Here is a 25,090-nt window from a genome sequence, read left to right as displayed (position 1 = left end):
GTCCCGGCAGCCGTTCACCAAGAGGAGAAACTCCACCATGGCACGCACCGCCTCCCTGTCCGGATTCCCCGAGTGGCTTCCCGAGGAGCGGCTGGTGGAGCTCCATGTGCTGGATACGCTCCGCCGCGTTTTTGAACTGCACGGGTTCTCCTCCATTGAGACCCGCGCTGTGGAGACGGTGGGCCAGCTGCTGCGCAAGGGTGAAATCGACAAGGAAGTCTACGGGCTCAGCCGGCTGCAGGACGATGAAAGCGCCAACCCCGTTAAAGAGGGCAAGGCCGATCCGCATGCCCTTGCCCTGCATTTCGACCTCACTGTTCCTTTTGCCCGCTACGTCGTCGAAAACGCCGGCTACCTTGCCTTTCCCTTCCGGCGGTACCAGATCCAGAAGGTATGGCGCGGCGAGCGCCCACAGGAAGGCCGCGCCCGCGAGTTCACCCAGGCGGACATTGACGTGGTGGGCGACGGCGACCTGCCGTTCCGTTACGACGTCGAGATCGCCCTGGTGATCGCTGAGGCCCTCAGCGCCCTCCCCATCCCTGACTTCCGCCTGCGCATCAACAACAGGAAGCTCGCCGAGGGCTTCTACCGCGGAATCGGCCTGGATGACACCGCAGGGGTGCTGCGGAGCATCGACAAACTCGAAAAGATCGGCGCCGCGAAGGTGGCTGAACTGCTGAAGACTGAACTGGGTGCCACCGACGAGCAGGCCCGGAAGGCCCTGCAGTTGGCTGGAATCCGCACCGAGGACACCTCGTTTGTGGCACAGGTCCAGGCGCTGGGCGTCAGCAATGAACTCCTCGACGAAGGCCTGAGTGAACTCGAGCAGGTGATCGAGGCTGCCGTGCAGCGTGCCCCCGGCAAGGTGGTGGCGGATCTGAGCATCGCCCGCGGCCTGGACTACTACACGGGAACCGTTGTGGAAACCGTCCTGGTGGGACATGAACAGCTCGGCTCGATTTGCTCCGGCGGCCGGTATGACGCCCTGGCCTCGAAGGGGAACCGGAAGTTTCCGGGCGTGGGGCTTTCGATCGGAGTCACCCGCCTGGTGTCCCGCATTTTGAGCCAGGACCTGGCAAGGGCGTCGCGTTCGGTTCCCACCGCGGTGCTGGTGGCCCTCACGCATGATGAAAGCTGGGATGCCGCCCAGGACGTGGCCGCCCAGCTGCGCAGCCGGGGCATCCCTACTGAAGTGGCAGCCAAAGCGGAGAAGTTCGGCAAGCAGATCAAATTCGCCGACCGGCGCGGCATTCCTTTTGTATGGTTCACGGACGACGACGGAACGCACCAGGTCAAGGACATCCGCACCGGTGAACAGATGGTGGCCGCCCCGGAAACCTGGATGCCGCCGTCGGAAGACCTGGCCGTCCAGGTGTCGACGGTGACGGAGCCTGCCGCAGCTCTTTAGCGCCGCAGCCGGAGCACCAGCCACCGCCCCGCCACGCCGGCTGCCAGTACCCCGGCCATGGTGAGAACCGGGGCCGGCGGCAAGGTGAAGGCAAGCAGCAGGCAGGCCAGGAAACCGGCGGCGTTCAGCCACTTCGGCGCATATCCCGGGTGCACGGGCAACGTGTACGCCGCCGCGTTGGCCACTGCGTAGTAGATCAGTACGCCGAAGCTGGAGAAGCCCACCACCGTCATAACGTCTGTGGTGACAAGCAGCAGGATCACGACGGCGGCAACTGCGAGTTCCGCGGCGTACGGCACGGTGTGCCTTCCGCCCACCCGCGCAAGGAACCCGGGCAGGTCGCGCTCCCTGGCCATGGCCAGGGTGGTGCGGCCGACGCCGGTGATGAGTGCCAGGAGCGCGCCCAGGCACGCGGCCGCGGCTCCGGCCTGGACGGCCGGGGCCCCCGCTGCCAGGCCGGACTGCAGCACGGCGTCGAGCAGCGGCGTCCTGGTTGAAGCGAGCTGCCCGCCGGGAAGGTGGTTCAGCAGGAGCAGCGCCAGGACGAGGTAAATGGCAAAGGCACCCGCGAGGGCGGCAAGGATGGCACGCGGGATGGCGCGGGCGGGATCCTTGACCTCCTCGCCGAGGGTGGCAATCCGGGCGTAGCCGGCAAAGGCGAAGAACATGAGCCCAGCTGCCGGCAGCACTCCTCCCGGGGAAGCCATGCCCGCGGGTCCGGCCGGTCCCGGAGCCGGGTGTGGCCCCACCGCAGCGGCAACAGCCACGAAGCTGAGGGTGGCCAGGACCACGCAGAGCAGGATTTTTGTGAGCAGCGCCGTCCGTGTGATGCCCAGCAGGTTCACGCCAGTCAGGGCAACAACCGCAGCCACGGCCACCGGCACGGCGTACTGCGGCCAGGCGTAGCTTCCGAACGTCAGCGCCATGGCGGCGCAGGACGCAGTCTTGCCCGTAACAAAACCCCAGCCGGCCAGGAACCCCGGCCACTCACCGAGCTGTTCGCGCCCATAGACGTACGTCCCCCCACTGGTGGGGTACTTCGCGGCCAGGGCCGCGGATGCCACCGCGTTGCAGTAGGCCACGGCCCCGGCGATGACCACCGACAAGGCCAGCAGTTGGCCGGCCAGCGCCGCTGCCGGAGCGAAGACCACGAACACCCCGGCGCCCAGCATGGAGCCGAGCCCTATGGCGGTGGCGTCCAACGTGCCGAGCCTGCGTTGAAGTTGCTGGTGTGCGCTCATGCGGTGACAGTCCCTTGGCAGCGGGTAAACTCGAACGGAATCGTTCCCGCAACGATCCTATTGAACTTCCCGATCGACTTCCCGCTGTTACCCCGCAGAAAGGCGTGCTGTGCTGCGCACACATGACCTCGGATCCCTTCGTTCCGAGCACATTGGACAAACCGTAACCCTGGCTGGCTGGGTGGGCCGCCGTCGTGATCACGGTGGTGTGGCCTTCGTGGACCTGCGCGATGCTTCCGGCGTGGCCCAGGTTGTGGTCCGCGAGGAAGAAGTCTTCCACGGCCTGCGCAACGAGTACGTCCTGCAGGTCACCGGCACCGTCTCCAAGCGGCCCGAGGGCAACGAGAACCCGGCCCTGGCCACCGGCGAGATCGAGGTCATGGCGGACAAGGTGGTCATCCTCAACACCTCCGAGCCGCTGCCGTTCCAGATCGACGAGCATGTTGAAGTGGGCGAGGAAGCCCGCCTGAAGCACCGCTACCTGGACCTGCGCAGGCCTGGCCCCGCCCGCAACCTCCGGCTGCGTTCCGAAGCCAACCGTGTGGCGCGCGAACTGCTGCACAAGGATGGCTTCGTGGAGGTTGAGACCCCCACGCTGACCCGGTCAACGCCTGAAGGCGCCCGCGACTTCGTGGTCCCGGCCCGCCTGGCCCCGGGGTCCTGGTACGCCCTTCCGCAGTCCCCGCAGTTGTTCAAGCAGTTGCTGCAGGTGGGCGGCTTTGAGAAGTATTACCAGATTGCCCGCTGCTACCGTGATGAGGACTTCCGCGCCGACCGGCAGCCGGAGTTCACCCAGCTGGACATCGAAGCCAGTTTCGTGGACCAGGACGACATCATTGCCCTCGGCGAAAACATCGTCAAAGCACTGTGGAAGTTGATCGACGTCGAAATCCCGACGCCGATCCAGCGGATCACCTACGCGGACGCCATGGCCCGGTACGGCTCGGACAAGCCGGACCTTCGCTTTGGCGTGGAGCTCACGGAACTGACCGGGTTCTTCAAGGACACCAACTTTGGCGTGTTCAAGGCGCCTTACGTCGGCGCCGTGGTGATGCCGGGCGGTGCTTCCCAGCCGCGCCGCACCTTGGACGGCTGGCAGGAATTCGCCAAGCAGCGCGGCCACAAGGGCCTTGCCTACGTCCTGTTCAAGGAAGACGGCGAGCTCGCCGGACCGGTGGCCAAGAACCTGACCGACACGGAGCGCGCAGGCCTGGCGGATGCCGTTGGCGCCAAGCCCGGCGACTGCATCTTCTTCGCAGCCGGGGAGAAGTCTGCGGCAAGGGCGCTGCTCGGTGCTGCCCGGGTAGAAATCGGCCACCGCACCGGCCTGATCGACCCCAGCGCCTGGGCCTTCTGCTGGGTAGTTGACGCGCCGATGTTCGAGCCTGCCGCCGCAGCCGTCGCTTCTGGTGACGTGGCCGTGGGTGCCGGCAAGTGGACCGCCGTGCACCACGCCTTCACCTCGCCCAAGCCGGAGTTCCTGGAGACCTTTGACAAGGACCCGGAATCAGCGCTGTCCTACGCCTACGACATCGTCTGCAACGGCAACGAAATCGGCGGCGGTTCCATCCGTATCCACGAGCGCGACGTCCAGGAGCGGGTGTTCGAACTGATGGGCCTCGACCGGGAAGATGCCCAGACCAAGTTCGGTTTCCTGCTGGAGGGCTTCAAGTACGGTGCCCCTCCGCACGGCGGCATCGCCTTTGGCTGGGACCGCGTGGTGGCACTGCTCGCAGGGGTTGAGTCCATCCGCGACGTCATCGCCTTCCCCAAGACCGGCAACGGCTATGACCCGCTGACCGCGGCCCCCGCGCCGATCACGCCCCAGCAGCGCAAGGAAGCCGGCGTGGACTTCAAACCGGAAGCCAAGCCTGCAGAAGGCAAGTAGGGCGTTACCCCGTTTGGCCCGGAGGCTCTCCCGCAGGGAGGGCCTCCAGGCTTATCCGCAGACAGGAAGCCCCTAGTGGTCCTCATCTTCCCGGGCCCGCAGGCCCCCGCCTACGACGTGCTCATGGATGCTGCCTGGCCTGCCCTTGAGCGCCGGGACACGGGGGAGTGGGTGCTCCGTGCCGCTGCCGGGGTTACCCAGCGGGCAAATTCGGTGTGGCCCCGGGACGCCGCGGAGGATCCTGTGAACGCATTGCGCGAGGCGATGCAGTGGTACCGGGAGCGGCGTTTGCCGCTCATCTTCCAGGTGACGGATTCCCCCGCCAATGCCGGGCTGAACCAGGTCCTGGACGCGCAGGGCTTCACCCGGCAGTCCGAGACGCTGATCATGTCCCGGCCTTCGGGGAACGGCTTCAGGGGCGCTGCGGGTGCGGGCGTGGAGGTTCTCGACGGGCCGGACGCGGAATGGCTGGATCTCTGGTGGAGCGTGGACGGCCGCGGCGGAGAGGCGGAGCGGGAAACGGCGCGCGGCATCCTGGCCGGGTGCCCTTCGCTGTATGCCCTTGCGAGGGACGACGACGGCGTCCCCGCCGCCGTCGGCCGCCTCGCCATGGTGCATGGAACCGGAGGAATCTACTGCATGGCCACGTCCCCATCGGCACGCCGACGCGGCTATGCGGCGACGGTGCTCCAGGCGCTTCTCGCCGAAGGAGGCGCGCGCGGAGTGGACAGTTCCTGGCTGCTGGTCACAGCCGCGAACCATGCTGCCCGGCAGTTGTACAGCAAGGCAGGATATACGGAGTCGGGCCGGTACATCTACCGCCAGCAGCGGCCACGGCGCGCACTTAGCGGCTGCTGAACTCAGGAAGGGTCTGTTACTTGGATCCGGACCGCGCACGCGTCCGCTGCCGCCTTCTTCAGCACAGCGGCCTTCGGATCCGGGACATCGAGGTACGCGAGCCGGGGCAAGGCGGCATAGCCACTCAGGGACGGATGCTCAAGGACAAGGCCGGACAGGACCCTGTCGCCCCCGGGAACCACGTATTCAAAGGACGCGCTGCTGAACACCCGGCCGGCATGCTCTGCCACAACACCAACGAGAGCATCCGCCTGGTTGCCCCGCCGGCGTGCGAACCGCTGCTGCGACTGGCCGCCCGCTGCGGTCCGGGACTGCACATAGGTGGAGCCCACCTTGGAGGCCAGGACCGCGCCCTCACCCACCACGGCCACGCCGTATCCTCCACGGCGGACCAGCAGGAGGCCAAGCCTGCGCGGCTGTGATGCAAGGGAGGCGAGCCGCTCAAGGGCATCCGTCCCACGGCCGGGCCGGCCGTCAACCGGCCACGGCGGCTGCAGCAACGCTTCGGCGCCGTCTGCGGCAATCAGCCGCAGTCCGTCGTCGCCATCCTCCAGCCGGTACCCGCCGTGCGCCGCACCAAACCGCCCTGCCCATCCGGCCAGCCGGGCGCCGGAGACAAAAGCGGTCCGCACGGACGGCGGCCTGGCTGCGCCAGTGGCATGCACGGACATATGCGGCGACCCTTCGCTGGCTGGCATGGCTCCCGGCGGAACCGGGAGGTGAACTGGAAGTAGCCTATCTATGTGGAAGATCTCTTCGGGCATGGGCCCGGCAACGACGACGACGGCGACGAGGCCGGTCCCGTCGCCTCCGCCAGCACCAAGCAAGGCGGAAGCGCCCAGCCGCGGAGCCCCCTGGCCGTGCGGATGCGGCCCCGCACCCTCGATGAAGTGGTGGGCCAGCAGCACCTCCTGGGGCAGGGTTCGCCGCTGCGGCAGCTCGCGGCAGGCGCGGATGCCGCCGGACCGGCGGGGCCCAGTTCGCTGATCCTGTGGGGCCCTCCCGGAACCGGCAAGACCACCCTGGCGCACGTGATTGCCAGGGGACCCGGCCGGAAGTTCGTGGAGCTGTCCGCCATCACTGCCGGCGTCAAGGACGTCCGGCGGGTAATGGACGACGCCCTCACCGCGAGGGACCTGTACAAAACCACTACCGTCCTGTTCCTTGACGAGATCCACCGCTTCAACAAAGCCCAGCAGGATGCCTTGCTGCCCGGCGTCGAGAACCGGTGGGTGGTGCTGGTGGCGGCCACCACGGAGAACCCCTCGTTTTCCGTGGTCTCGCCGCTCTTGTCCCGTTCCCTGCTGCTGACCCTCAAGCCACTGACCGACTCGGATATCGAGGGGCTGCTGAAGAGGGCGGTGGCGGACACGCGCGGGCTGGGCGGCAAGGTTGAGCTCGACGACGAGGCGTTGGCACATCTTGTGCGGCTCTCCGGAGGTGATGCCCGGCGGGCCCTGACTGCCCTGGAAGCCGCGGCCGGTGTTGCTTTCGGTGACGCGGACGACGCCGCCGAAGGCCCCGTGGAAGTGATGCTGAAGCACACTGAGCGCGCCCTCGACGTTGCCGCCGTCCGCTACGACCGGGCGGGTGACCAGCACTATGACGTTGCCAGCGCCTTCATCAAATCCATCCGGGGCTCCGATGTGGACGCCGCCCTCCACTACCTGGCGCGGATGCTGGAAGCTGGGGAGGACCCGCGCTTCGTGGCGCGAAGGATCGTGATCTCGGCGGCGGAGGATGTGGGGATGGCCGATCCCACCGCGCTGCAGACGGCAGTGGCAGCAGCCCAGGCCGTGCAGCTGATCGGGATGCCGGAGGGCCGCATCATCCTCGCCGAGGCTGTGGTGCACCTGGCCACCGCGCCAAAGTCCAACGCCGCCTACATGGGTATCAACAGGGCCATCGCCGACGTCCGGGCAGGCCTGGGGAACGGAATTCCCGCGCATCTTCGGGACTCGCACTATCCGGGTTCCAAGCAGCTGGGCCACGGACTGGGGTACAAGTACGCCCACGATGCCCCGCATGGTGTGGCCACCCAGCAGTACCCGCCGGACGACCTCGTGGGGAGGGACTACTACCAGCCCACGGCCAACGGCGCGGAACGTGACATCGCGGTGCGGCTGGAGCGGCTGCGGAAGATCGTCCGGGGCAAGTAGCCGCCGTGGTAGGATAGATGTTTGTCTGGCAAGGCCCGGCGCACAATCTCCCCAGTTTTATGTTGAGAAGGTTATGCCCTGTGCCCAGTAGCAAAAGGCAGCGGTTGGCCGATGCTCTCCCTTCTGGAGGCCAGTAACACTGACACACCGCAGATATTGGAAGGACACAAGTGGCTAACAACACTCGTGCTCGCCGTCAGGCCCGCCTCTCGCGGTCCCTCGGCATCGCTCTGACCCCCAAGGCCGCCAAGTACATGGAGCGCCGCCCGTACGGCCCCGGTGAGCATGGCCGTGCCCGCAAGAAGCAGGACTCCGACTACGCCGTACGCCTGCGCGAAAAGCAGCGCCTGCGCGCCCAGTACGGCATCCGCGAAGCACAGATGACCCGTGCCTTCGAAGAGGCCCGCCGCACCAAGGGCCTGACCGGTGAAAACCTCATCGAACTGCTCGAAATGCGCCTCGACGCCCTGGTCCTGCGTGCCGGCTTCGCCCGCACCATTGCCCAGGCACGCCAGCTGGTTGTGCACCGCCACATCATGGTTGACGGCGTCCGCGTTGACCGTCCGTCGTTCCGCGTTGGCGAGGGCCAGCTGGTCCACGTCCACAGCCGCAGCGAGACCATGGTCCCGCTCCAGGTTGCAGCAGCCGGTGCCCACCGCGACGTCCTGCCCGCTGTTCCGGCCTACCTGGACGTCAAGCTGGAGGCCCTGCAGGCACGCCTGGTCCGCCGCCCCAAGCGCTCCGAGGTCCCCGTGACCTGCGAAGAGCAGCTCGTCGTCGAATTCTACGCACGCTAAATTCCAGCAGCGTATCCAAAGAAGCCCGTGGCAAGCGCCGCGGGCTTCTTTGTATGTAAGGTACTTGGGGGACATCTGCGGAAATGCGTTTCCTGACGCATCCGCCGATGACACGAACCACAGAATTTCGAGGAGTTGAAACGTCTATGTCTGGTGGCGATATTGCCGGCCTGATCGCTGCCGGGGTGTTCGCACTCCTGGTGCTGCTGCTGGCCGTGCCCATCCTTAAGCTGGGCCGGGTCCTGGACGAGGTGCGTACCTCCATCCGGTCCCTGAGCGACGGCGCCACGCCCCTGATGGACGAAGTCACGGCAACCGTCTCCACTACCAACCAGCAGCTGAAGAAAGTGGACGGCATCTCGTCCAACGTTTCCGACGCCTCGGCCAACCTGTCGGCGCTGTCCTCACTTGTGGCCGCCACTGTTGGCTCGCCGCTCATCAAGGTGGCGGCCTTCAGCTACGGTGTCCGCACGGCGTTGGCCAACCGCAAGAAACCCGCTGCCGGCCGCCGCAGCCGCTGAACTCCGGAGAACCTAAAATGAAACGACTTGTCTGGATGGGAATCGGCGTTGCGATCGGAGTGATCGCTTTCCGCAAGGTGACCGAAGCACAGGCCAGCATGCAGTCCACGCTTGGCCCGGAGGGCCTCAACCGCGCGGTGAACCGGCTCGCGGACGGCGTCTACGACTTTGCCGACGCCGTGCGCGCCGGGATGCGTGAGCGGGAGACCGATCTCCGGGCCGCCCTCGGCGTCGGATCGGAAGACCTGGTCCGCCGCTGACCACATTCCGCAGGCCGGTGCCACGCCGGCCTGCACCTGCAGCCGCACGATGCGGCGGCACTACACGTTATAACTACACCGGCGGGAACCGTATACCTACGGAGACGGCCACGCGAAAGAACCTCCGCGCCGGACAGTGCGCGGAGCAAGAAGGGTACGTAACAGCTCATGAAGTCGCAGGAGATCACAAAGCGCTGGGTGGACTTTTTTGTCAGCAAGGGCCACACCGCGGTTCCCTCCGCATCGTTGGTTTCCAGCGACCCCTCCCTGCTGTTCACGGTTGCCGGCATGGTGCCGTTCATTCCCTACCTGACGGCCAGGGAGGAAGCACCCTACTCCCGTGCCGTCAGCGTGCAGAAATGCATCCGCACCGGCGACATCGAAGAAGTGGGCAAGACCGCGCGCCACGGGACTTTCTTCCAGATGTGCGGCAACTTCTCCTTCGGCGACTACTTCAAGGAAGACGCCATCAAGTTCGCCTGGGAACTGCTGACCAAGGGCGTTGACGACGGCGGCTACGGGCTTGACCCGGAACGTCTCTGGGTGACCGTCTACGAAGAGGACGACGAAGCCAAGGAACTGTGGCTCAAGAACACCGGAGTCCCTGCCGGGCGCATCCAGAAGATGGGCAAGGCGGACAACTACTGGCACACCGGGCAGCCCGGCCCGGCGGGTCCCTGCTCCGAAATCTACTACGACCGCGGCCCCGCCTATGGCGTCGAGGGCGGTCCGCTGGCGGACGAAACCCGCTACATCGAGATCTGGAACCTCGTGTTCATGCAGTACCAGATCGACAACGTCCGCTCAAAGGAAGACTTTGATGTCCTGGGCGAGCTGCCGAAGCGCAACATCGACACCGGCCTCGGCATGGAGCGCCTGGCCATGATCCTGCAGGGCGTCGAGAACATGTACGAGACGGACCAGGTCCGCCCCGTCATCGACAAGGCCGCCGAACTTTCCGGCCGGGAGTACACGTCCGCGGAGTCCGACGACGACCCGCACCACACCGATGACGTGCGCATGCGCGTGGTGGCCGACCACATCCGCTCGGCGCTGATGCTCATTTCCGACGGCGTGACCCCCTCCAACGAGGGGCGCGGCTACGTCCTGCGCCGGCTTATCCGCCGTGCCGTCCGCTCCATGCGCCTGCTCGGCGTCGAACAGGCCTGCCTGCCCGAGCTCCTTCCGGCCTCGCGCGACGCCATGAAGGGCGTCTACCCGGTCGTCGAGACCGACTTTGCCCGGATCAGCCGCATTGCCTACGCGGAGGAGAAGGCCTTCCTGCGCACCATCGCGTCCGGCACCGCCCGGCTCGAGGACGCCGTCAAGGTGTCCAAGGCCGCCAACAGGCCGCTGTCCGGCGAGGATGCCTTTACCTTGCACGACACCTACGGGTTCCCCATCGACCTGACCCTGGAAATGGCTGAAGAAGCCGGGCTCAAGGTGGATGAGGCAGCCTTCCGCAGCCTCATGCAGGAACAGCGCCAGCGCGCCCAGGCGGATGCCAAGGGCAAGAAGGGCGGCCACGCCGACCTCAGCGCGTTCCAGGACATCCTGGCCCAGGGCGAGACCGTCTTCACCGGCTACACCGAGCTCGACGGCGAGTCCCGCGTCCGCGGCATCCTCACGGGCGGCCGCCCGGTCCAGCAGGCCTCCACCGGCGAAGAAATCGAACTGGTTCTTTCCGAAACCCCGTTCTACGCCGAAGCAGGCGGCCAGGCCGCAGACACCGGCCTCATCACCGGTGACGGCTTCGTCGTCGAGGTCCTTGACGTCCAGCGGCCCCTGAAGGGCCTGAGCGTGCACAAGGCGATCGTCCGCGAAGGCGAAATCGGGTCGGACTCGCTGGTCCGCGCCGCCGTCGACCGTGAACGCCGGCACGCCGCCGAGCAGGCGCACACGGGCACGCACATCGTGCACGCCGCACTCCACCAGATCCTCGGCCCCGAAGCCACCCAGCGCGGTTCCTTCAACAAGGCCGGCTACCTGCGCTTCGACTTCGCCTGGGGCGAAGGGCTGAGCACGGCCACCCGGTCCGAGATCGAGGAAGTCTCCAACCTGGCCATCCGCAACAACTTCCGCGTGGAGACCAAGGTCATGGGCCTGGCGGAGGCCAAGGCCCTCGGCGCCATGGCCCTCTTCGGCGAGAACTATGGCAGCGAAGTCCGGGTCGTGGAGATCGACGGCGCGTGGTCCCGCGAGCTGTGCGGCGGCACCCACGTGCCCAACACCTCCCTGATCGGCAGCCTTTCCCTCCTGGGCGAGCAGTCCGTGGGATCCGGAAACCGCCGCGTGGAGGCGTTCGTCGGCATGGATGCGTTCCGCCACCTTGCAGCCGAACGCGCCCTGGTCACAGAGCTGACCGAGCTCCTCAAAGTGCCCTCCGGCCAGCTGGCCGACCGGATTTCCGCCACCCTCGCCAAGCTCAAGGCCACCGAGAAGGAGCTGGACCGCCTCCGCAAGGAGCAGCTGGCGGCCTCGGCCGCCCAGCTGGCGGGCAGCGCCAAGGACGCCGCCGGCGTGAGCGTCATCGCGCACGACGCCGGCCAGGTCAGCGGTGCTGACGATCTTCGCGGCCTTGCCCTGGACCTGCGCAACCGCCTCGGCTCGGCAGCGGCAACTGTGGCAGTTGCCGGCGTCGCGAACGACCGCCCCATGATCCTGGTGGCCACCAACGAAGCCGCCAGGGAAGCCGGGGTCAAGGCGGGTGCGCTGGTCCGGCTTGCCGCGGGTATCCTCGGCGGCGGCGGCGGCGGCAAGGACGACGTCGCACAGGGCGGCGGAACCGACGCCGGCAAGGTGGGCCAGGCCCTTGCCGCAGTCGTTGACGCCATTACGCGGCGCTAACCCTCCAATGACCAGTCCTGCAACTGCCGGCGCCTACCCCCAGGGCATCAAACTGGGGGTGGACGTCGGCACTGTCCGGGTGGGGGTTGCCATCTGCGACCGCGACTCGATTCTGGCAACGCCCTACAAGACACTGGACCGCAACGCCAAGAAAAACTCCGACGTGCGGGTCATCGCGAACCTGGTCGAGGAGCTGGGCGCCGTACAGGTGATTGTCGGGTTGCCCCGCACCCTAAAGGGTGAGGAACGGGCGTCAGCCAAGATGGCCGTGGACTACGCCCAGCTGCTGGCCGGCGAGCTTGCAGCCCGTGCATTGGCGGTGCCGGTGAACCTCGTGGACGAACGGTTGAGCAGCGTGACCGCGCACCGTAACCTGCATGAAGCTGGCATGAGCAGCCGGAATCACCGTAAAGTAGTTGATCAGGTCGCGGCGGCAGGTATCCTTCAGCACGCCATCGACATGCAGAAAGCCAGGGGAGCGGACGTCGGCTCACGCGTGACGCCGCCCCCTTCCGTGGACCTGGGAGGCAGCGGGCAGGATGACCCTGTGCGCGCCGCCCCCGGCGATACGGCCCGATCTTCAGATAATGGAAGGCAACAGTGAGCCCTGCCAACATTGACGACGCTTCCAGCCCCCTGGACGCCGGAGCAGCAAGACCGCTGACCCGCAAGGAGCTCCGGGCACGGGAAAAGACCTCCAACACCGGTGGCCAGGACGCGGTTCCCGAGCAGGCCTACGAGACCGGCCACGACATCCCGCCCCAGCCCGCGGAACCTCCCGTGGCCCATGAGCCGCACCCCCTGCACCAGGACGAAGCATTGCGCGAAGACACAGCACCGCAGGAAACACCGGTTGAACAGCCCGTTCCTGCCGCACCCCTCACCCCGCCGTCTATCCAGGACATCCCCCAGGAAGACGTGCGGCAGCAGGAGCAGACCCATGCAGACGCCGGCCACGACGAAACCGCCCACGAAGAAGCCGCCCCGCATGATGGGCTTCACGCCCACGACGCGCCGGCTTTCTCGGGGGCGTCCGCCCTCGGCGCGCACCAGAACGCGGCGGGAACGCACTACGAGGAGCCGCACTACGCGGATGGGGCTGACTATGCTGCAGCACCCCACGGAGAGCACTACCACGATGGCCACTATGACCAGGAGCACTACGGTGACGCCCATTATGCGGAGGGGCACGACGACGCCGCGCACCATCACGAATTCCTTCCTGCTTCCTCGGCGGCAGCGGTAGTGGCCAAGCCGTCCAAAAAGGTGCGCCGCCGCCGTCGGATGCTGGCGCTGTTCCTGACCCTCGCCGTCTTCGTCACGGCCGTGGCAGTCGGCGCGCAGTTCCTGAAGCCGCTGCTTGGCAACGACAAGCCCGGCGACTTTCCGGGCCCGGGGACAGGCGAGGTGGTAGTGACTGTAGAAAACGGCGAGGGCACCCGCTCCGTGGCTTCCAAGCTGGAAAGTGAACGCGTCGTGGCGAACGCGGACACGTTCCTGCAGAGCTTCGCCGCGTCCGGCGGAACCCTTTCCCCCGGGGAATACACGTTCAAGTCCGAGATGAAGAATTCCGACGCCGTGAACGTCCTGCTGGGCAAGGACCAAACGAAGGTCATCTACTTCGCCCTCAGTGCAGGGCTGCGCGTGGGCGAGTCCCTGCAGGCGATCTCGCAGGGCTCTGGAATATCCATCCAGGACCTGCAGGCCCTGAGCAACCAGCCGGCCCAGTTCGGGCTGCCGGCCAACGCCAAGAACCTCGAAGGCTACCTGGCCCCGGGGGAACACCGCTTCCCCCTTGGCACCCCGGCAAAGGACATCCTCCAGGCCCTGGTCAAGATCACGGTCGACGAGCTTGTGTCGCAGGGGATCACGGACCCGGCCAAGCAGTATGAGGCCGTCATTGTGGCCAGCATCGTCCAGGCGGAAGGCGGCCAGGCGGAGTACGGCGACGTGGCGGGAGCCATCTACAACCGGCTCAAGCCCAACGACCAGACCAACGGTTTCCTCCAGGTGGACTCGGCAGTGACCTACGGCCTGGGCACCAAGAGCTACAACTTCACCGACGAACAGCGCCAGGACAAGTCCAACCCGTACAACACCTACGCGAATCCGGGACTTCCCCCGGGACCCATCGGTTCCCCGGGAAAGACGGCCATTGATGCTGCCGCCAGGCCCAAGACCAACGACTACCTGTACTGGGTCACCATCAACCTGGACACCAAGGAGACCAAGTTCTCCAAGACGCTGGCCGAGCACAACGGCTACGTCGACCAGTACAACGCCTGGTGCGCGGCGAACGCCGGACGCTGCACATGAGCCTTCGGGCAGCCGTCCTGGGCCACCCGATCAGCCACTCGAAGTCGCCCGCACTGCATCTGGCTGCCTACGGCAGGTTGGGCATCGGCATCAGCTACACGGCAATTGACGTCACGGAGCAGCTGCTTCCGGGGCTGATGCGGCAGATCCGCGACCAGCCGGGCTGGCGCGGGCTGTCCGTCACGATGCCCCTGAAGACAGCGATGCTGGGGCAGGTGGACGAGGTCCGGGGTGTCGCCGGGATCCTGGGCGTGGTGAATACCGTGTCCTTCGAGGAGCACGACAATGGCACCCGGGCCATCGGCTCCAACACGGATGTGGCCGGGATCGTGAATGCCCTGCGGCACGCAGGCACAGGGATTGCGCCGTCGGCTGTTGTGCTTGGCGGGGGCGGGACTGCGGCATCAGCTGTCGCGGCGCTCAAGGAGCTGGGCGCCGCCCGGGCCGAGGTCTTCGTCCGGGACACGTCCCGGACCGCAGAGGTCTGCGCGGCAGCTGAGAGCCTGGACGTGGACCTGGTGATCCGAAGCCTTGCCGACGCTGCCCGCCCCGCCGCGGGCGCCGACGTCGTGATTTCCACCCTCCCGCCGCGTGCGGCGGACGGAATTGCCGCTGAAATGGCCGCCCTGAAGACGGCCATGCCCGGCGTTTTGCTGGACGTTGCGTACGATCCGTGGCCCAGCCTTATCGCCTCCGTGTGGCAGGCGGGCGGCGGAACCGTGGTTCCCGGCCTCGAAATGCTCCTGTACCAGGCGGTGGAACAGGTGCGCATGTTCAGCCGCCTGGAGAAGGAAGTTAACGCATCTGTCATAGATGTGATGTGTGACGCAGTCGGCCTTCCCCGACGGGCGTTGTGACCGCCATACGTGGCAGGATGGAATATATGTTGCGTTGGTTGACTGCCGGTGAATCCCATGGTCCGGCCCTGATGGGAATTATTGAGGGCGTCCCCGCCGGTGTGGAGATCACCAGCGGGCACATCGCTGATTCACTGGCCCGCCGCCGCCTGGGTTACGGCCGCGGCGCACGCATGAAGTTTGAGCAGGACGTGGTGACCATCCTCGGCGGTGTCCGCCACGGGCTCACGCAGGGTGGCCCGGTGGCCATCCAGGTGGGCAACACGGAGTGGCCCAAGTGGGAACAGATCATGTCCGCGGACCCCGTGGACCCGGAGCTGCTGGCGGACCAGGCGCGCAACGCCCCGTTGACCCGCCCCCGGCCCGGCCACGCCGATTTCACCGGAATGCAGAAGTACGGCTTCGCCGAGGCACGCCCTGTCCTGGAACGGGCAAGCGCCCGCGAGACCGCAACCCGGGTAGCCATGGGCACCGTTGCGGCCCAGTTCCTGAAGCACCTGGGCATCGAGTTGGTCAGCCACACAGTCAGCATCGCCAGCGTCACGGTCCCGGAGGGGCGTTCGCTTCCGGTACCGGCGGACGTCATTGCGCTCGACGCCGACCCGCTCCGCTGCTTCGACCGCGAGACCTCTGACGCCATGGTGGCCGAGGTGGACGCCGCCCACAAGGAAGGCGAAACCCTGGGCGGTGTGGTGGAGGTCCTCGCCTATGGCCTACCGCCGGGACTGGGCAGCTACGTGCACTGGGACCGGCGGCTTGATTCCCGCCTTGCCGCCGCCCTGATGGGCATCCAGGCCATCAAGGGCGTGGAGGTCGGCGACGGCTTCCTGACGGCCGCGCGCCGCGGTTCGGCCGCCCACGACGAAATCGTGCGGGATGCAAACGGCCGCATCGTCCGGACCAGCAACCGTGCCGGCGGAATCGAAGGCGGCATGAGCATCGGAGACGTCCTGCGCGTCCGGGCCGCCATGAAGCCCATTGCCACGGTGCCGCGCGCCCTCAAGACCATCGACGTCAGCACGGGGGAGCCTGCCAAGGCACACCACCAGCGGTCGGACGTCTGTGCTGTTCCGGCCGCCGGTGTGGTGGCAGAGGCGATGGTTGCGCTGGTCCTGGCCGAGGCCGTCACCGAAAAGTTCGGCGGTGACTCCGTGGCGGAGACCGCGCGCAATATCAAGGGCTACCTGGACAACATTCCGGCGTCCCTGGACTCGATCGGCCAGTAAGTGCCCCACAGCAGCAAAACCGGACCTGCCGGGCGGCCCATTGTCCTGATCGGGCCCATGGCCGTCGGCAAGTCGGCCATCGGGCAGCAGCTTGCCCACCAGCTCGGCGTCCCATTCGTGGACACCGACGCCGTGATCGTGGCCGGGCACGGATCCATTTCGGATATCTTTGCCGGGCGCGGTGAACACGCCTTCCGTGAGATCGAGGCACGGACGGTAGCCGACGTCATCGAAGCGGCGGACCGGACGGGCGCCGTTATTTCCCTCGGCGGCGGCGCCGTGCTGGACTCCGGTACGCAGCAGCTGATCAGCCGCTGCACCGTGGTCTACCTCGAATGTGACGCACAAACAGTCGCCGGCCGCATCGCCCGGAACTCAGGGCGCCCGCTGCTGGCCGGGGACGCCATGGGCCGCTGGACGGCCATGTTCGCCACCCGCAGGCCGGTTTATGAGCGGCTGGCAGACATCACCCTGGACGTGCGCCACGGCTCGGTTTCCGAGCTCGGCGCCCGGCTCGAAGCAGCACTGCGGGACTACGCAGCTGCCAAACAGGAAGTTGAAAAGTGAACACCGAATCCACAGTCATCAGTGTCACGGGCAGTTCCGCCGCCGAGAACTACGACGTCGTCGTTGGGCGGGGACTGCTGGGTGACCTTCCGGGCCTGCTGGGGGAGCGGGTGCGGCGTGTGCTGGTCATCCATCCCCGCGCCCTGCGGCTTACGGGCGATACTGTCCGCGACGAGCTGGCCGCCGCAGGGTTCACCTCCCTGACGGCTGAAATCCCGGACGCCGAGGAGGGCAAACACATCCAGGTGGCTGCCTTTTGCTGGCAGGTCCTGGGGCAGAACGACTTCACCCGGTCCGACGCCATCGTCGCCGTTGGGGGAGGCGCGGTCACGGATGTTGCCGGCTTCGTCGCGGCCACGTGGCTGCGCGGTGTCAAGGTCATCCACATGCCCACCAGCCTGCTCGCCATGGTGGACGCATCGGTGGGCGGAAAGACGGGGATCAACACGGCCGAGGGCAAGAACCTGGTGGGGGCCTTCCATCCTCCGGCTGCCGTGCTGGCGGACCTGGACACCCTCAACACGCTGCCCCGGAATGAAATGGTTTCCGGCATGGCGGAAGTCATCAAGTGCGGGTTCATCGCCGATCCCGCAATCCTCGACCTCGTGGAAAAGGACCCGGCCGCTGTGGTGGATCCGCAGTCGGACGTCCTCCGCGAGCTGATCGAGCGGGCCATCGCCGTGAAGGCAAAGGTTGTCTCCGAGGACCTCAAGGAATCCGGCCTGCGGGAAATCCTCAACTACGGGCACACCCTGGGGCACGCCATCGAACTGGTGGAGCGCTATTCGTGGCGCCACGGCGCCGCTGTTTCCGTTGGCATGATGTTCGCTGCCGAGCTGGCACGCAGCGTGGGGCGCCTCAGCGATGCCGACGCCGACAGGCACCGCAGCATCCTTGAGAGCCTGGGGCTTCCGGTCACCTACCGCCGGGACCGGTGGCAGGGCCTCCTTGACGGGATGCGGCGGGACAAGAAGTCCCGCGGCGACCTGCTGCGCTTTGTTGTCCTTGACGGTGTGGGAAAGCCTGGCATGCTTGACGTTCCCGACACCTCGCTGCTGTTTGCGGCCTACCAGGAGATAGCCTCCTGATGCAGGGCGACATGGAAGGTACAGCCGACTGGCCGGAGGCCGGGTTCCCCGGTGTCCGGATCAACCCGGAATCACTGCTGCCGGAGATCGTCAACGACGACGCCTGCCGGGAGGCGCTGGCCGTTTCCACCGATCCCGCGGACCACATCTTTGTGCTGCTGGTGGAAGGCCACGCCTCCGAAGCCGCCGAACTGCTCGCCGAAGCACGTTTCAAGGACCCCGAATCCTTCCGGCTGCGCACCTTCGAGGCCGAGGTGCTGCGGGTTTCAAACCGCCTGGACCGCGCCGTGGAGCTGTTCCGCCAGCTGCTGGCCGAAGTGCAGGGAACACCGCGCGAGGCCCTGGTGTGGCAGTTCCTGGGCAAGACCCAGTACAGTGCCGGCCAGATGTCCGCAGCTGTTGAATCGTTCGCGCGCGCACTCGACCTGCGGGTGGCGCAGTCCGCCGACGCGGCCCAGATTTACTCGTCCACCGTGGCACTGCAGCGTGCCCGGGATGTCCTTGACCTGGCCTGCTGACACCGCGCGAAGCCCGACGCCGGGCATCCGACAGGGGGCACTGCCGGTTTACCGGTAGAATGGTCTTTGGATTTTTCAGCACCCGATCTTTGACAAACACGGGATGGCTCGCCGAAAGGCCTGCCTGCCCGGCATACAACGTCTGACAACGCGACCAGACAGAGAAACCAGAGGAAACAGTGGCAACCACTAACGACATCAAGAACGGAACGGTCCTGAAGCTCGAGGGCCAGCTCTGGAACATCATCGAATTCCAGCACGTCAAGCCGGGCAAGGGCGGTGCGTTCGTGCGCACTAAGATGCGCAACGTGATGTCCGGCAAGGTCGTGGACAAGACGTTCAACGCCGGGCTCAAGATCGAAACCGCAACGGTGGACCGCCGTGACTACCAGTACCTGTACCAGGACGGCGCCGACTTCGTGTTCATGGACACCTCGGACTACGACCAGATCACCGTCTCCGGCGCTACGGTAGGCGACGCCACCAACTTCATGCTTGAGAACCAGATGGTCAACATCGCCATCCACGAGGGCACCCCGCTGTACATCGAACTCCCGCCGAGCGTCGTGCTGGAAATCACCTACACCGAGCCGGGCCTGCAGGGCGACCGCTCCTCCGCAGGCACCAAGCCTGCAACCCTGGAAACCGGGTACGAAATCCAGGTTCCGCTGTTCATCGAGAACAACACCAAGGTCAAGGTGGACACCCGTGACGGCAGCTACCTGGGCCGGGTCACTGAGTAGTGAGCGCACGCGGTAAAGCCCGTAACAGGGCACTGGACGTTCTTTTTGAAGCTGAGCAGCGCTCGGTTTCGGCTTTTGATGTGATCCGCTCCCGGCGGGAAAAGACTGACCAGGTGGTCAACCCGTACACCATCGAGATCGTGGAGGGTGTTCTGTCCCAGCAAACCGCCATCGATGAGTTCCTGGAGACATACTCGCAGGGCTGGAGCCTTGAGCGGATGCCGTCGGTGGACCGCATTATCCTGCGCATCGGCACCTGGGAACTCCTGTACAACGACGACATCCCGGACGGCGTGGCAGTGAGCGAAGCGGTGGCATTGGCCAAGACGCTTTCCACGGACGAGTCGCCCCAGTTCATCAATGGCCTCCTGGGCCGCCTGCAGCAGCTGAAGCCTTCCCTGCTGGCGTAGCCACACCGAAAGCCCCGTCCGGCACAGCCCGGGCGGGGCTTTCCGGTGTCCGGGTTCCCCTTGCGCCCGCTGCCTCGGAACCGCGGCCCGTCGGCAAGTCCTGGACCGTGCAAACCCTATAGGATTCGAACATGCAAAACGCCCCCGAGGACAACGAGCCCCGGCAGGACATGGGCAAGGCCCGCCAGCCGGGCCGCGCCGTCAGCCGCCAGGTGCTTGCCGACCACGTCTACGCGGAACTCCTGGCCTCCCTCATGGATGGCCGGCTGGCCCCGGGCGCTGTGGTCAGCATCGACGGCACCGCCCGGGAGCTGGACGTTTCGCCCACTCCCGTCCGCGAGGCCCTGGCCCGGCTCGAGCACACGGGCATGGTGCGGAGGGTAGCCCTCAAGGGATACCGGGTGGCCCCGGTCTTCACACGGGAGGACTTTGCCGAGCTCATGGAGGCACGGTTGGCCATCGAGCCCGTGAATGCGAAGCTCGCCTGCGAACGCATCGGCCCGAATGGCCTTGCTGAGCTGGAAAGGGCCGTGGAGGACCTGAAAGCGGCTCCGAGGGGTCCATCCTTCGCCGAGTTCAAGGACTACCTGGAAGCGGACGAGCGCTTTCACCAGCTCATCGCCCGGCACACCGGCAATCAGTTCATGGAAGCTGCCTATGCATCCCTGGGCGGCCAGATCCAGCGGTTCAGGCTCTTCGGGGGAGTGGGCATTACCGACGCCGACAGTGCAATCGCCGAGCACCAGGCTGTCCTCAAGGCGCTCTCATCGGGCAACGCCGGCGAGGCGGAGGCTGCAATGGCCGAGCACATCCGGCAGGTCCGCGCGCGTGCCATGGCTGACGCCGCGGCCGGGTAGCCCAGCCCTCCCACCCAAGTAGGTAGCGCTAAGTGTCGTTTTGACCCCCCAAAACGACACTTAGCGCTACCTAGTCGGGTGCACGTCAAGGGGTGTGAGCTTGACAACATCGCTTTCATCGTAAATCCTATAGGAAAGATGATCTAGCAGGGGAGCTACACCATGGCGTACACAGCCGACAACTGGCCCATCACCGCAGCCTTGCTGCAGTTTCCGGGAACAGACGCCCGGGGAGTCCACGTGAACGACGCCGAGCCCTCCGTGTGGGCGGACGTCCTGTCCGAGGTGAAGGAAGCCGGTTTCGCCAACGCCGACCTCACGGACAGCTGGGTGCGTCCCGGCGACCTGAGCCAGTCGCGGCTGGCCGAGTTCAAGCAGACCGCGGACGCTGTTGGAATCGGTGTCCCGGTCATTTCGGCCATCCGCCGCAGCGTCATCGAGGAAGGCAAGTGGGAAGAAAACCTTGCCTACAGCCACCGGACCATCGACGCCGCAGCAGCGCTGGGCTGCGAGGTCGTCTCCTTCGGGCTCCACCAGGCCATCACGGCGGAGCAGCAGAAGCAGCTGTGGTTCTGGACGGTGGATGGCTACAAGGACCCGGAAGGAAACAAGGAAGCCTGGAACAATGCGGTGACGCGACTCCGCGAACTGGGCCGCCACGCAGCCGAGGTCGGCGTCCTGCTGTCCCTGGAAATGTACGAAGACACGTACCTGGGCACGGCCGACTCCTCCGTGAAGCTGGTCCAGGACATCGGACTGGCCAACGTCGGCCTCAACCCGGACCTCGGCAACCTCATCCGGCTGCACCGGCCCATCGAGGACTGGCGCGAGATGGTGGCCAAGACCCTGCCGTACTCCAACTACTGGCACATGAAGAACTACATCCGGGACGAGGACAAGGCCCGCGACATGTACGTCGCCATGCCGGCACCGATGGAAAGCGGCCTCATCAACTACCGCGAGGCGTTCAAGGCGGCACTGTCCGTGGGCTTCCAGGGAATTCTCTGCACCGAGCACTACGGGGGCGACGGGCTGAGCGTAACCGCCAGCAACCAGGCGTACCTCCGCCGCCACGTGCTCCCCAAGACCGACGGATACGCGCTGGGTACAAGCCAGGTGGCCCAGGGGCGCCAGCAGCCGTCCGCGGTTCAGCTCACCAGCGTCTGACTGCAGCCGGCTTCCACACACCCAAGCCATTCCCTTTACGGATTCAATGAGGAAACCATGACCCAGATCTTCGACAATCCCGCAGACTTCGCGGATGAGGCGCTGGACGGCTTTGCCGCAGCCAACCGCGGGTACGTGGCCCGGGTGGACGGCGGCGTGGTCCGCTCCACTGAGATGCCTGCAGGCCAGGTCGCCCTGGTGGTGGGCGGCGGCTCCGGCCACTACCCGGCCTTCGCCGGGCTGGTGGGACCCGGCCTTGCCGCCGGCGCCGCCTGCGGCAACATGTTCGCTTCTCCGGCCGCCGGACAGGTTTACCGGGTGGCCAAGGCCGCGAACGCCGGCGGCGGCGTCCTGCTGAGCTACGGCAACTACGCCGGGGACGTGCTCCACTTCGGGCAGGCCCAGCTCCGCCTTAACGCCGAGGGCATCGAGACCCGCACCGTCCTTGTCACGGACGACATCGCAAGTGCGCCGCTGGACCAGATCGAGAAGCGCCGCGGCATCGCCGGCGACCTCACGGTCTTCAAGATCGCCGGCGCCGCCGCCGAAGCGGGACTGGACCTTGACGCGGTCGAACGGCTTGCCATCCGGACCAACTACCGCACCCGTTCGCTGGGCGTGGCCTTTGACGGCTGCACGCTGCCCGGCGCAGAGGAGCCGCTGTTCCACGTTCCCGAGGGCCAGATGTCGCTGGGCCTGGGGATCCACGGCGAACCGGGCATCTCCGAGCACCCCATGCCCACGGCGTCGGAGCTCGCCGAACTCCTCGTCTCCAGGCTGCTGACGGACAAACCTGACGACGCCGGAAACCGGGTGGTTGCCATCGTCAACGGCCTGGGCACCGTGAAATACGAGGAACTGTTCCTGCTCTACGGCAAGATCGAGAAACTCCTCGGAGCCGCCGGCCTGGCCGTGGTGGAGCCCGAGTGCGGCGAACTGGTCACCAGCCTGGACATGTCCGGGCTCTCCCTCACACTGCTCTGGCTGGACGACGAGCTGGAGCGGTACTGGGCCGCGCCGGCCGACACCCCCGCCTTCCGGAAGGGAAACCTGGCGCCGCGTGCCCGCAGGCACCTCGCCGCAGCCGAGGATGAGGCTGCCCGCGACGTGGAAGACGCGACGGCGGCAGCGGCTGCCATGGGCCGGCTGGCAACCGACGTGCTCGCACAGGTGCAGGCCGCCGTCGTCGACCATGAAGAGGAACTTGGCAGGCTGGACGCGATTGCCGGCGACGGCGACCACGGCATCGGCATGCGCCGCGGCGTGGACGCCGCAGCGGCGGCCGCAGCTGAAGCCGCAGCTGCCGGAGCTTCCGTGGAGCGCGTCTTGACGGCGGCGGGGGAGGCCTGGAGCGAACGCGCCGGCGGTACCTCCGGGGCCTTGTGGGGATCGGCCGTGATTGCGGCGGGGCTCGCGCTCGGCAACAAGGACTCCTACCGCGGCGCCGACGCGGCCGCCGCCGTTAGCGCATTCGTCGACGCCATCACCGAACTGGGCCGGGCTGAGCCGGGGGACAAGACCATGGTGGACGCGCTGCTTCCCTTCAAGGAAGCTTTCCGGACAGCGTTCGACGGCGGCACGGAAGTAAGGGGCGCGCTTGCGGCGGCTGCGGTGGCTGCCCAGGAGGCGGCCGACGCCACTGCTTCCCTCCGGCCGCTCAAGGGCCGTGCCCGGCCCCTCGCCGAGAAGAGCCTGGGGCATCCGGATCCGGGTGCCGTTTCCTTCGGCCTCATCGCCGCCCGGATCTCACGCTATGCCGACTCCGGCGCAGCAGACAACCCACTGACCGATTCCCGGCTGGCCGCTTCCGCGGCCGGAAATGGAGCACAAGAATGAGCGCAGGACAGACCACCACTCAGGACCCGGGGCAAGGCGCGGCGGCAGGATGGCGCATTGTCATCGGCAACGATGAAGCCGGCGTCGAGTACAAGAACGCCTTGAAGGCCCTGCTCGAGGCAGACAGCCGCGTGGCGTCCGTCGTCGATATTGGGGTAGGCGCGAACGACTCGACCGCGTACCCGCACGTGGCCGTTGACGCCGCCCGCAAAGTGGCCGAGGGGGAGGCCGACCGCGCCCTGCTGATCTGCGGCACGGGCCTGGGTGTGGCAATCGCGGCCAACAAGGTCCCCGGCATCCGCGCAGTCACGGCCCACGACGGCTACTCCGTGGAACGTTCGGTCCTGAGCAACAACGCCCAGGTCCTCACCATGGGCCAGCGCGTCATCGGCCTCGAACTGGCCAAGAAGCTGGTGGGCGAATGGCTCGACTACCGCTTCGATGAAACTTCAGCCTCCGCCGCCAAGGTGGATGCCATCTGCTCCTACGAGCCCGACTACACGAAGGCAGTCTGACCATGACCGAAACAGCAAGCACCCCGGCTCCAACGGACGCCAACAGCGCACGGAAGATCGCCGTCGTCGGCTCCGGCTACATGGGCGGCGGCATCGCCCAGGTCCTGGCGCTCGGCGGAGCGCGCGTGGCACTTGCGGACGTGTCCGCCGAAGTGGCTCAGAGCAACTACGACCGCCTGCTGGCCGAATCGGACCAGTTCGTTGCCGACGGCCTTTTCCCCGCCGGCTCCACCGAAATCCTGAAGCAGAACCTCTGGGCCGCCAAGGACATCGAGGAAGCTGTGGCGGACGCCGACTTCATTGAAGAAGCCGTCCCGGAGGTCATCGCCATCAAGCACCAGACGCTGGCGCGCATCAGCGCAGCGGCAAGGCCGGACGCCGTCATCGGCTCCAACACCTCCACTATTTCCATCGCCGAACTCTCCGGGCCGGTCATCAACCCGGAGCGGTTCCTGGGCGTGCACTTCTCCAACCCGTCACCGTTCATCCCCGGGGTGGAAATCATCCCCCATGCAGGCACCGCCGCGTCCACCGTTGGCGCGGTCCAGGAACTGGTCCACGCCGCCGGCAAACAGACGGCCGTGGTCAAGGACGTCACCGGCTTCGTGCTCAACCGCCTGCAGTATGCGCTGTTCCACGAAGCCGCGCAGCTGGTGGAGCAGGGGATTGCCACGGCGGACGACGTGGACACCCTGGTCCGCACCACTTTCGGTTTCCGGCTGCCGTTCTTTGGGCCCTTCGCCATCGCGGACATGGCAGGGCTGGACGTGTACAACTTCTGCTACAAGTCCCTGCAGACGGACTTCCCGGAGAGGTTTGCCACGCCGAAGATCCTCAGCGACCTGGTGGAGGCCGGAAAGCTCGGCACCAAGACCGGCGCCGGCTTCCTCAACGTCCCGGCCGAGCGCACGCCCGAGCTTATCGCCTACCGCAACAAGGCCTACGTGGCCATGCAGAAGCTCCTCGAAGACCTCGGCCCGGCACCCATCAGCTGACCATTCCTCCCACCCA

At 66.7% G+C, this 25,090-nt stretch carries 24 protein-coding genes; 22 read left to right on the top strand and 2 right to left on the bottom strand.

What is annotated here, in order from left to right; all coding sequences use genetic code 11:
- Positions 1 to 37 precede the first annotated feature (37 nt).
- Positions 38 to 1,408: a histidine--tRNA ligase gene (gene hisS, locus FHJ30_RS10825; RefSeq protein WP_139029307.1), complete on the top strand. Its 1,371-nt coding sequence runs from the start codon at positions 38 to 40 to the stop codon at positions 1,406 to 1,408.
- Here hisS and FHJ30_RS10820 read toward each other — a convergent pair.
- Positions 1,405 to 2,649, bottom strand: coding sequence for an APC family permease (locus tag FHJ30_RS10820; RefSeq protein ID WP_139029305.1), 1,245 nt, complete (start codon positions 2,647 to 2,649; stop codon positions 1,405 to 1,407). The two genes, hisS and FHJ30_RS10820, sit on opposite strands and share 4 nt — an antisense overlap.
- A gap of 109 nt (positions 2,650 to 2,758) precedes the next feature.
- Here FHJ30_RS10820 and aspS point away from each other — a divergent pair, with 109 nt between their 5' ends.
- Positions 2,759 to 4,537, top strand: a complete 1,779-nt coding sequence (gene aspS / locus FHJ30_RS10815) for an aspartate--tRNA ligase (protein WP_139029304.1) — start codon at positions 2,759 to 2,761, stop codon at positions 4,535 to 4,537.
- Positions 4,538 to 4,660: 123 nt separating this feature from the next.
- Entirely contained in the window at positions 4,661 to 5,395 is a 735-nt protein-coding gene (locus FHJ30_RS10810) for a GNAT family N-acetyltransferase (RefSeq protein ID WP_139029465.1), read from the top strand.
- Between the two features lie 2 nt (positions 5,396 to 5,397).
- On the opposite strand, the gene FHJ30_RS10805 is transcribed toward FHJ30_RS10810, so the two are convergent.
- A complete protein-coding gene (locus FHJ30_RS10805) occupies positions 5,398 to 6,066 on the bottom strand; it encodes an acVLRF1 family peptidyl-tRNA hydrolase (RefSeq protein ID WP_139029464.1) in 669 nt (222 codons plus the stop codon).
- A gap of 72 nt (positions 6,067 to 6,138) precedes the next feature.
- Here FHJ30_RS10805 and FHJ30_RS10800 point away from each other — a divergent pair, with 72 nt between their 5' ends.
- The 19 genes from FHJ30_RS10800 (at position 6,139) to FHJ30_RS10710 (ending at position 25,074) form a co-directional block, all read left to right on the top strand.
- Positions 6,139 to 7,554 carry a replication-associated recombination protein A gene (locus tag FHJ30_RS10800; protein WP_139029303.1) on the top strand — a complete coding sequence of 472 codons (1,416 nt, stop codon included), beginning with the start codon at positions 6,139 to 6,141 and terminating at the stop codon, positions 7,552 to 7,554.
- Positions 7,555 to 7,724: 170 nt separating this feature from the next.
- Positions 7,725 to 8,351 carry a 30S ribosomal protein S4 gene (rpsD, locus tag FHJ30_RS10795; RefSeq protein ID WP_066276228.1) on the top strand — a complete coding sequence of 209 codons (627 nt, stop codon included), beginning with the start codon at positions 7,725 to 7,727 and terminating at the stop codon, positions 8,349 to 8,351.
- Between the two features lie 146 nt (positions 8,352 to 8,497).
- A complete protein-coding gene (locus FHJ30_RS10790; protein ID WP_139029301.1) occupies positions 8,498 to 8,872 on the top strand; it encodes a DUF948 domain-containing protein in 375 nt (124 codons plus the stop codon).
- 17 nt (positions 8,873 to 8,889) lie between these two features.
- Positions 8,890 to 9,132: a hypothetical protein gene (locus FHJ30_RS10785; protein ID WP_171058992.1), complete on the top strand. Its 243-nt coding sequence runs from the start codon at positions 8,890 to 8,892 to the stop codon at positions 9,130 to 9,132.
- A gap of 168 nt (positions 9,133 to 9,300) precedes the next feature.
- Entirely contained in the window at positions 9,301 to 11,979 is a 2,679-nt protein-coding gene (gene alaS / locus FHJ30_RS10780) for an alanine--tRNA ligase (RefSeq protein WP_139029300.1), read from the top strand.
- Between the two features lie 7 nt (positions 11,980 to 11,986).
- Positions 11,987 to 12,583, top strand: a complete 597-nt coding sequence (ruvX, locus tag FHJ30_RS10775) for a Holliday junction resolvase RuvX (protein ID WP_139029298.1) — start codon at positions 11,987 to 11,989, stop codon at positions 12,581 to 12,583.
- The gene (gene mltG / locus FHJ30_RS10770; protein ID WP_139029297.1) at positions 12,580 to 14,295 is read left to right on the top strand and encodes an endolytic transglycosylase MltG; all 1,716 of its coding nucleotides are present in this window, start codon (positions 12,580 to 12,582) and stop codon (positions 14,293 to 14,295) included. The genes ruvX and mltG overlap by 4 nt, the downstream gene beginning before the upstream one ends.
- Positions 14,292 to 15,152, top strand: a complete 861-nt coding sequence (locus tag FHJ30_RS10765; protein ID WP_139029295.1) for a shikimate dehydrogenase — start codon at positions 14,292 to 14,294, stop codon at positions 15,150 to 15,152. Before mltG ends, FHJ30_RS10765 begins: the two co-directional genes overlap by 4 nt.
- 26 nt (positions 15,153 to 15,178) lie before the next feature.
- Positions 15,179 to 16,378, top strand: a complete 1,200-nt coding sequence (gene aroC / locus FHJ30_RS10760; RefSeq protein WP_139029294.1) for a chorismate synthase — start codon at positions 15,179 to 15,181, stop codon at positions 16,376 to 16,378.
- On the top strand, positions 16,379 to 16,945 hold the full coding sequence (locus FHJ30_RS10755; protein WP_139029293.1) for a shikimate kinase: 567 nt from the start codon (positions 16,379 to 16,381) through the stop codon (positions 16,943 to 16,945).
- Positions 16,942 to 18,033, top strand: coding sequence for a 3-dehydroquinate synthase (gene aroB, locus FHJ30_RS10750; protein ID WP_139029291.1), 1,092 nt, complete (start codon positions 16,942 to 16,944; stop codon positions 18,031 to 18,033). The genes FHJ30_RS10755 and aroB overlap by 4 nt, the downstream gene beginning before the upstream one ends.
- Positions 18,033 to 18,551 carry a tetratricopeptide repeat protein gene (locus FHJ30_RS10745; protein ID WP_139029289.1) on the top strand — a complete coding sequence of 173 codons (519 nt, stop codon included), beginning with the start codon at positions 18,033 to 18,035 and terminating at the stop codon, positions 18,549 to 18,551. The genes aroB and FHJ30_RS10745 overlap by 1 nt, the downstream gene beginning before the upstream one ends.
- Positions 18,552 to 18,730: 179 nt before the next feature.
- Positions 18,731 to 19,294: an elongation factor P gene (gene efp / locus FHJ30_RS10740; RefSeq protein WP_050054941.1), complete on the top strand. Its 564-nt coding sequence runs from the start codon at positions 18,731 to 18,733 to the stop codon at positions 19,292 to 19,294.
- Positions 19,294 to 19,704, top strand: a complete 411-nt coding sequence (nusB, locus tag FHJ30_RS10735; protein ID WP_139029288.1) for a transcription antitermination factor NusB — start codon at positions 19,294 to 19,296, stop codon at positions 19,702 to 19,704. The genes efp and nusB overlap by 1 nt, the downstream gene beginning before the upstream one ends.
- Positions 19,705 to 19,835: 131 nt before the next feature.
- Positions 19,836 to 20,561 (top strand): GntR family transcriptional regulator, encoded by a 726-nt coding sequence (locus FHJ30_RS10730; protein WP_171058991.1) that lies wholly within the window; start codon positions 19,836 to 19,838, stop codon positions 20,559 to 20,561.
- A gap of 162 nt (positions 20,562 to 20,723) precedes the next feature.
- The gene (locus FHJ30_RS10725; protein ID WP_139029287.1) at positions 20,724 to 21,728 is read left to right on the top strand and encodes a sugar phosphate isomerase/epimerase; all 1,005 of its coding nucleotides are present in this window, start codon (positions 20,724 to 20,726) and stop codon (positions 21,726 to 21,728) included.
- A 57-nt stretch (positions 21,729 to 21,785) separates the two neighbouring features.
- Entirely contained in the window at positions 21,786 to 23,564 is a 1,779-nt protein-coding gene (gene dhaL / locus FHJ30_RS10720; RefSeq protein WP_139029286.1) for a dihydroxyacetone kinase subunit DhaL, read from the top strand.
- A complete protein-coding gene (locus tag FHJ30_RS10715) occupies positions 23,561 to 24,079 on the top strand; it encodes a ribose-5-phosphate isomerase (protein WP_139029284.1) in 519 nt (172 codons plus the stop codon). The genes dhaL and FHJ30_RS10715 overlap by 4 nt, the downstream gene beginning before the upstream one ends.
- Positions 24,080 to 24,081: 2 nt before the next feature.
- Positions 24,082 to 25,074: a 3-hydroxyacyl-CoA dehydrogenase family protein gene (locus FHJ30_RS10710; RefSeq protein ID WP_139029283.1), complete on the top strand. Its 993-nt coding sequence runs from the start codon at positions 24,082 to 24,084 to the stop codon at positions 25,072 to 25,074.
- Positions 25,075 to 25,090: the final 16 nt, after the last annotated feature.

The sequence above is a fragment of the Arthrobacter sp. BB-1 genome (assembly GCF_006151685.1).
Classification (GTDB): Bacteria; Actinomycetota; Actinomycetes; order Actinomycetales; family Micrococcaceae; genus Arthrobacter.
Note: the sequence above shows the minus strand (reverse complement) of the source record. Positions and strands in the feature narration are given on the sequence as shown.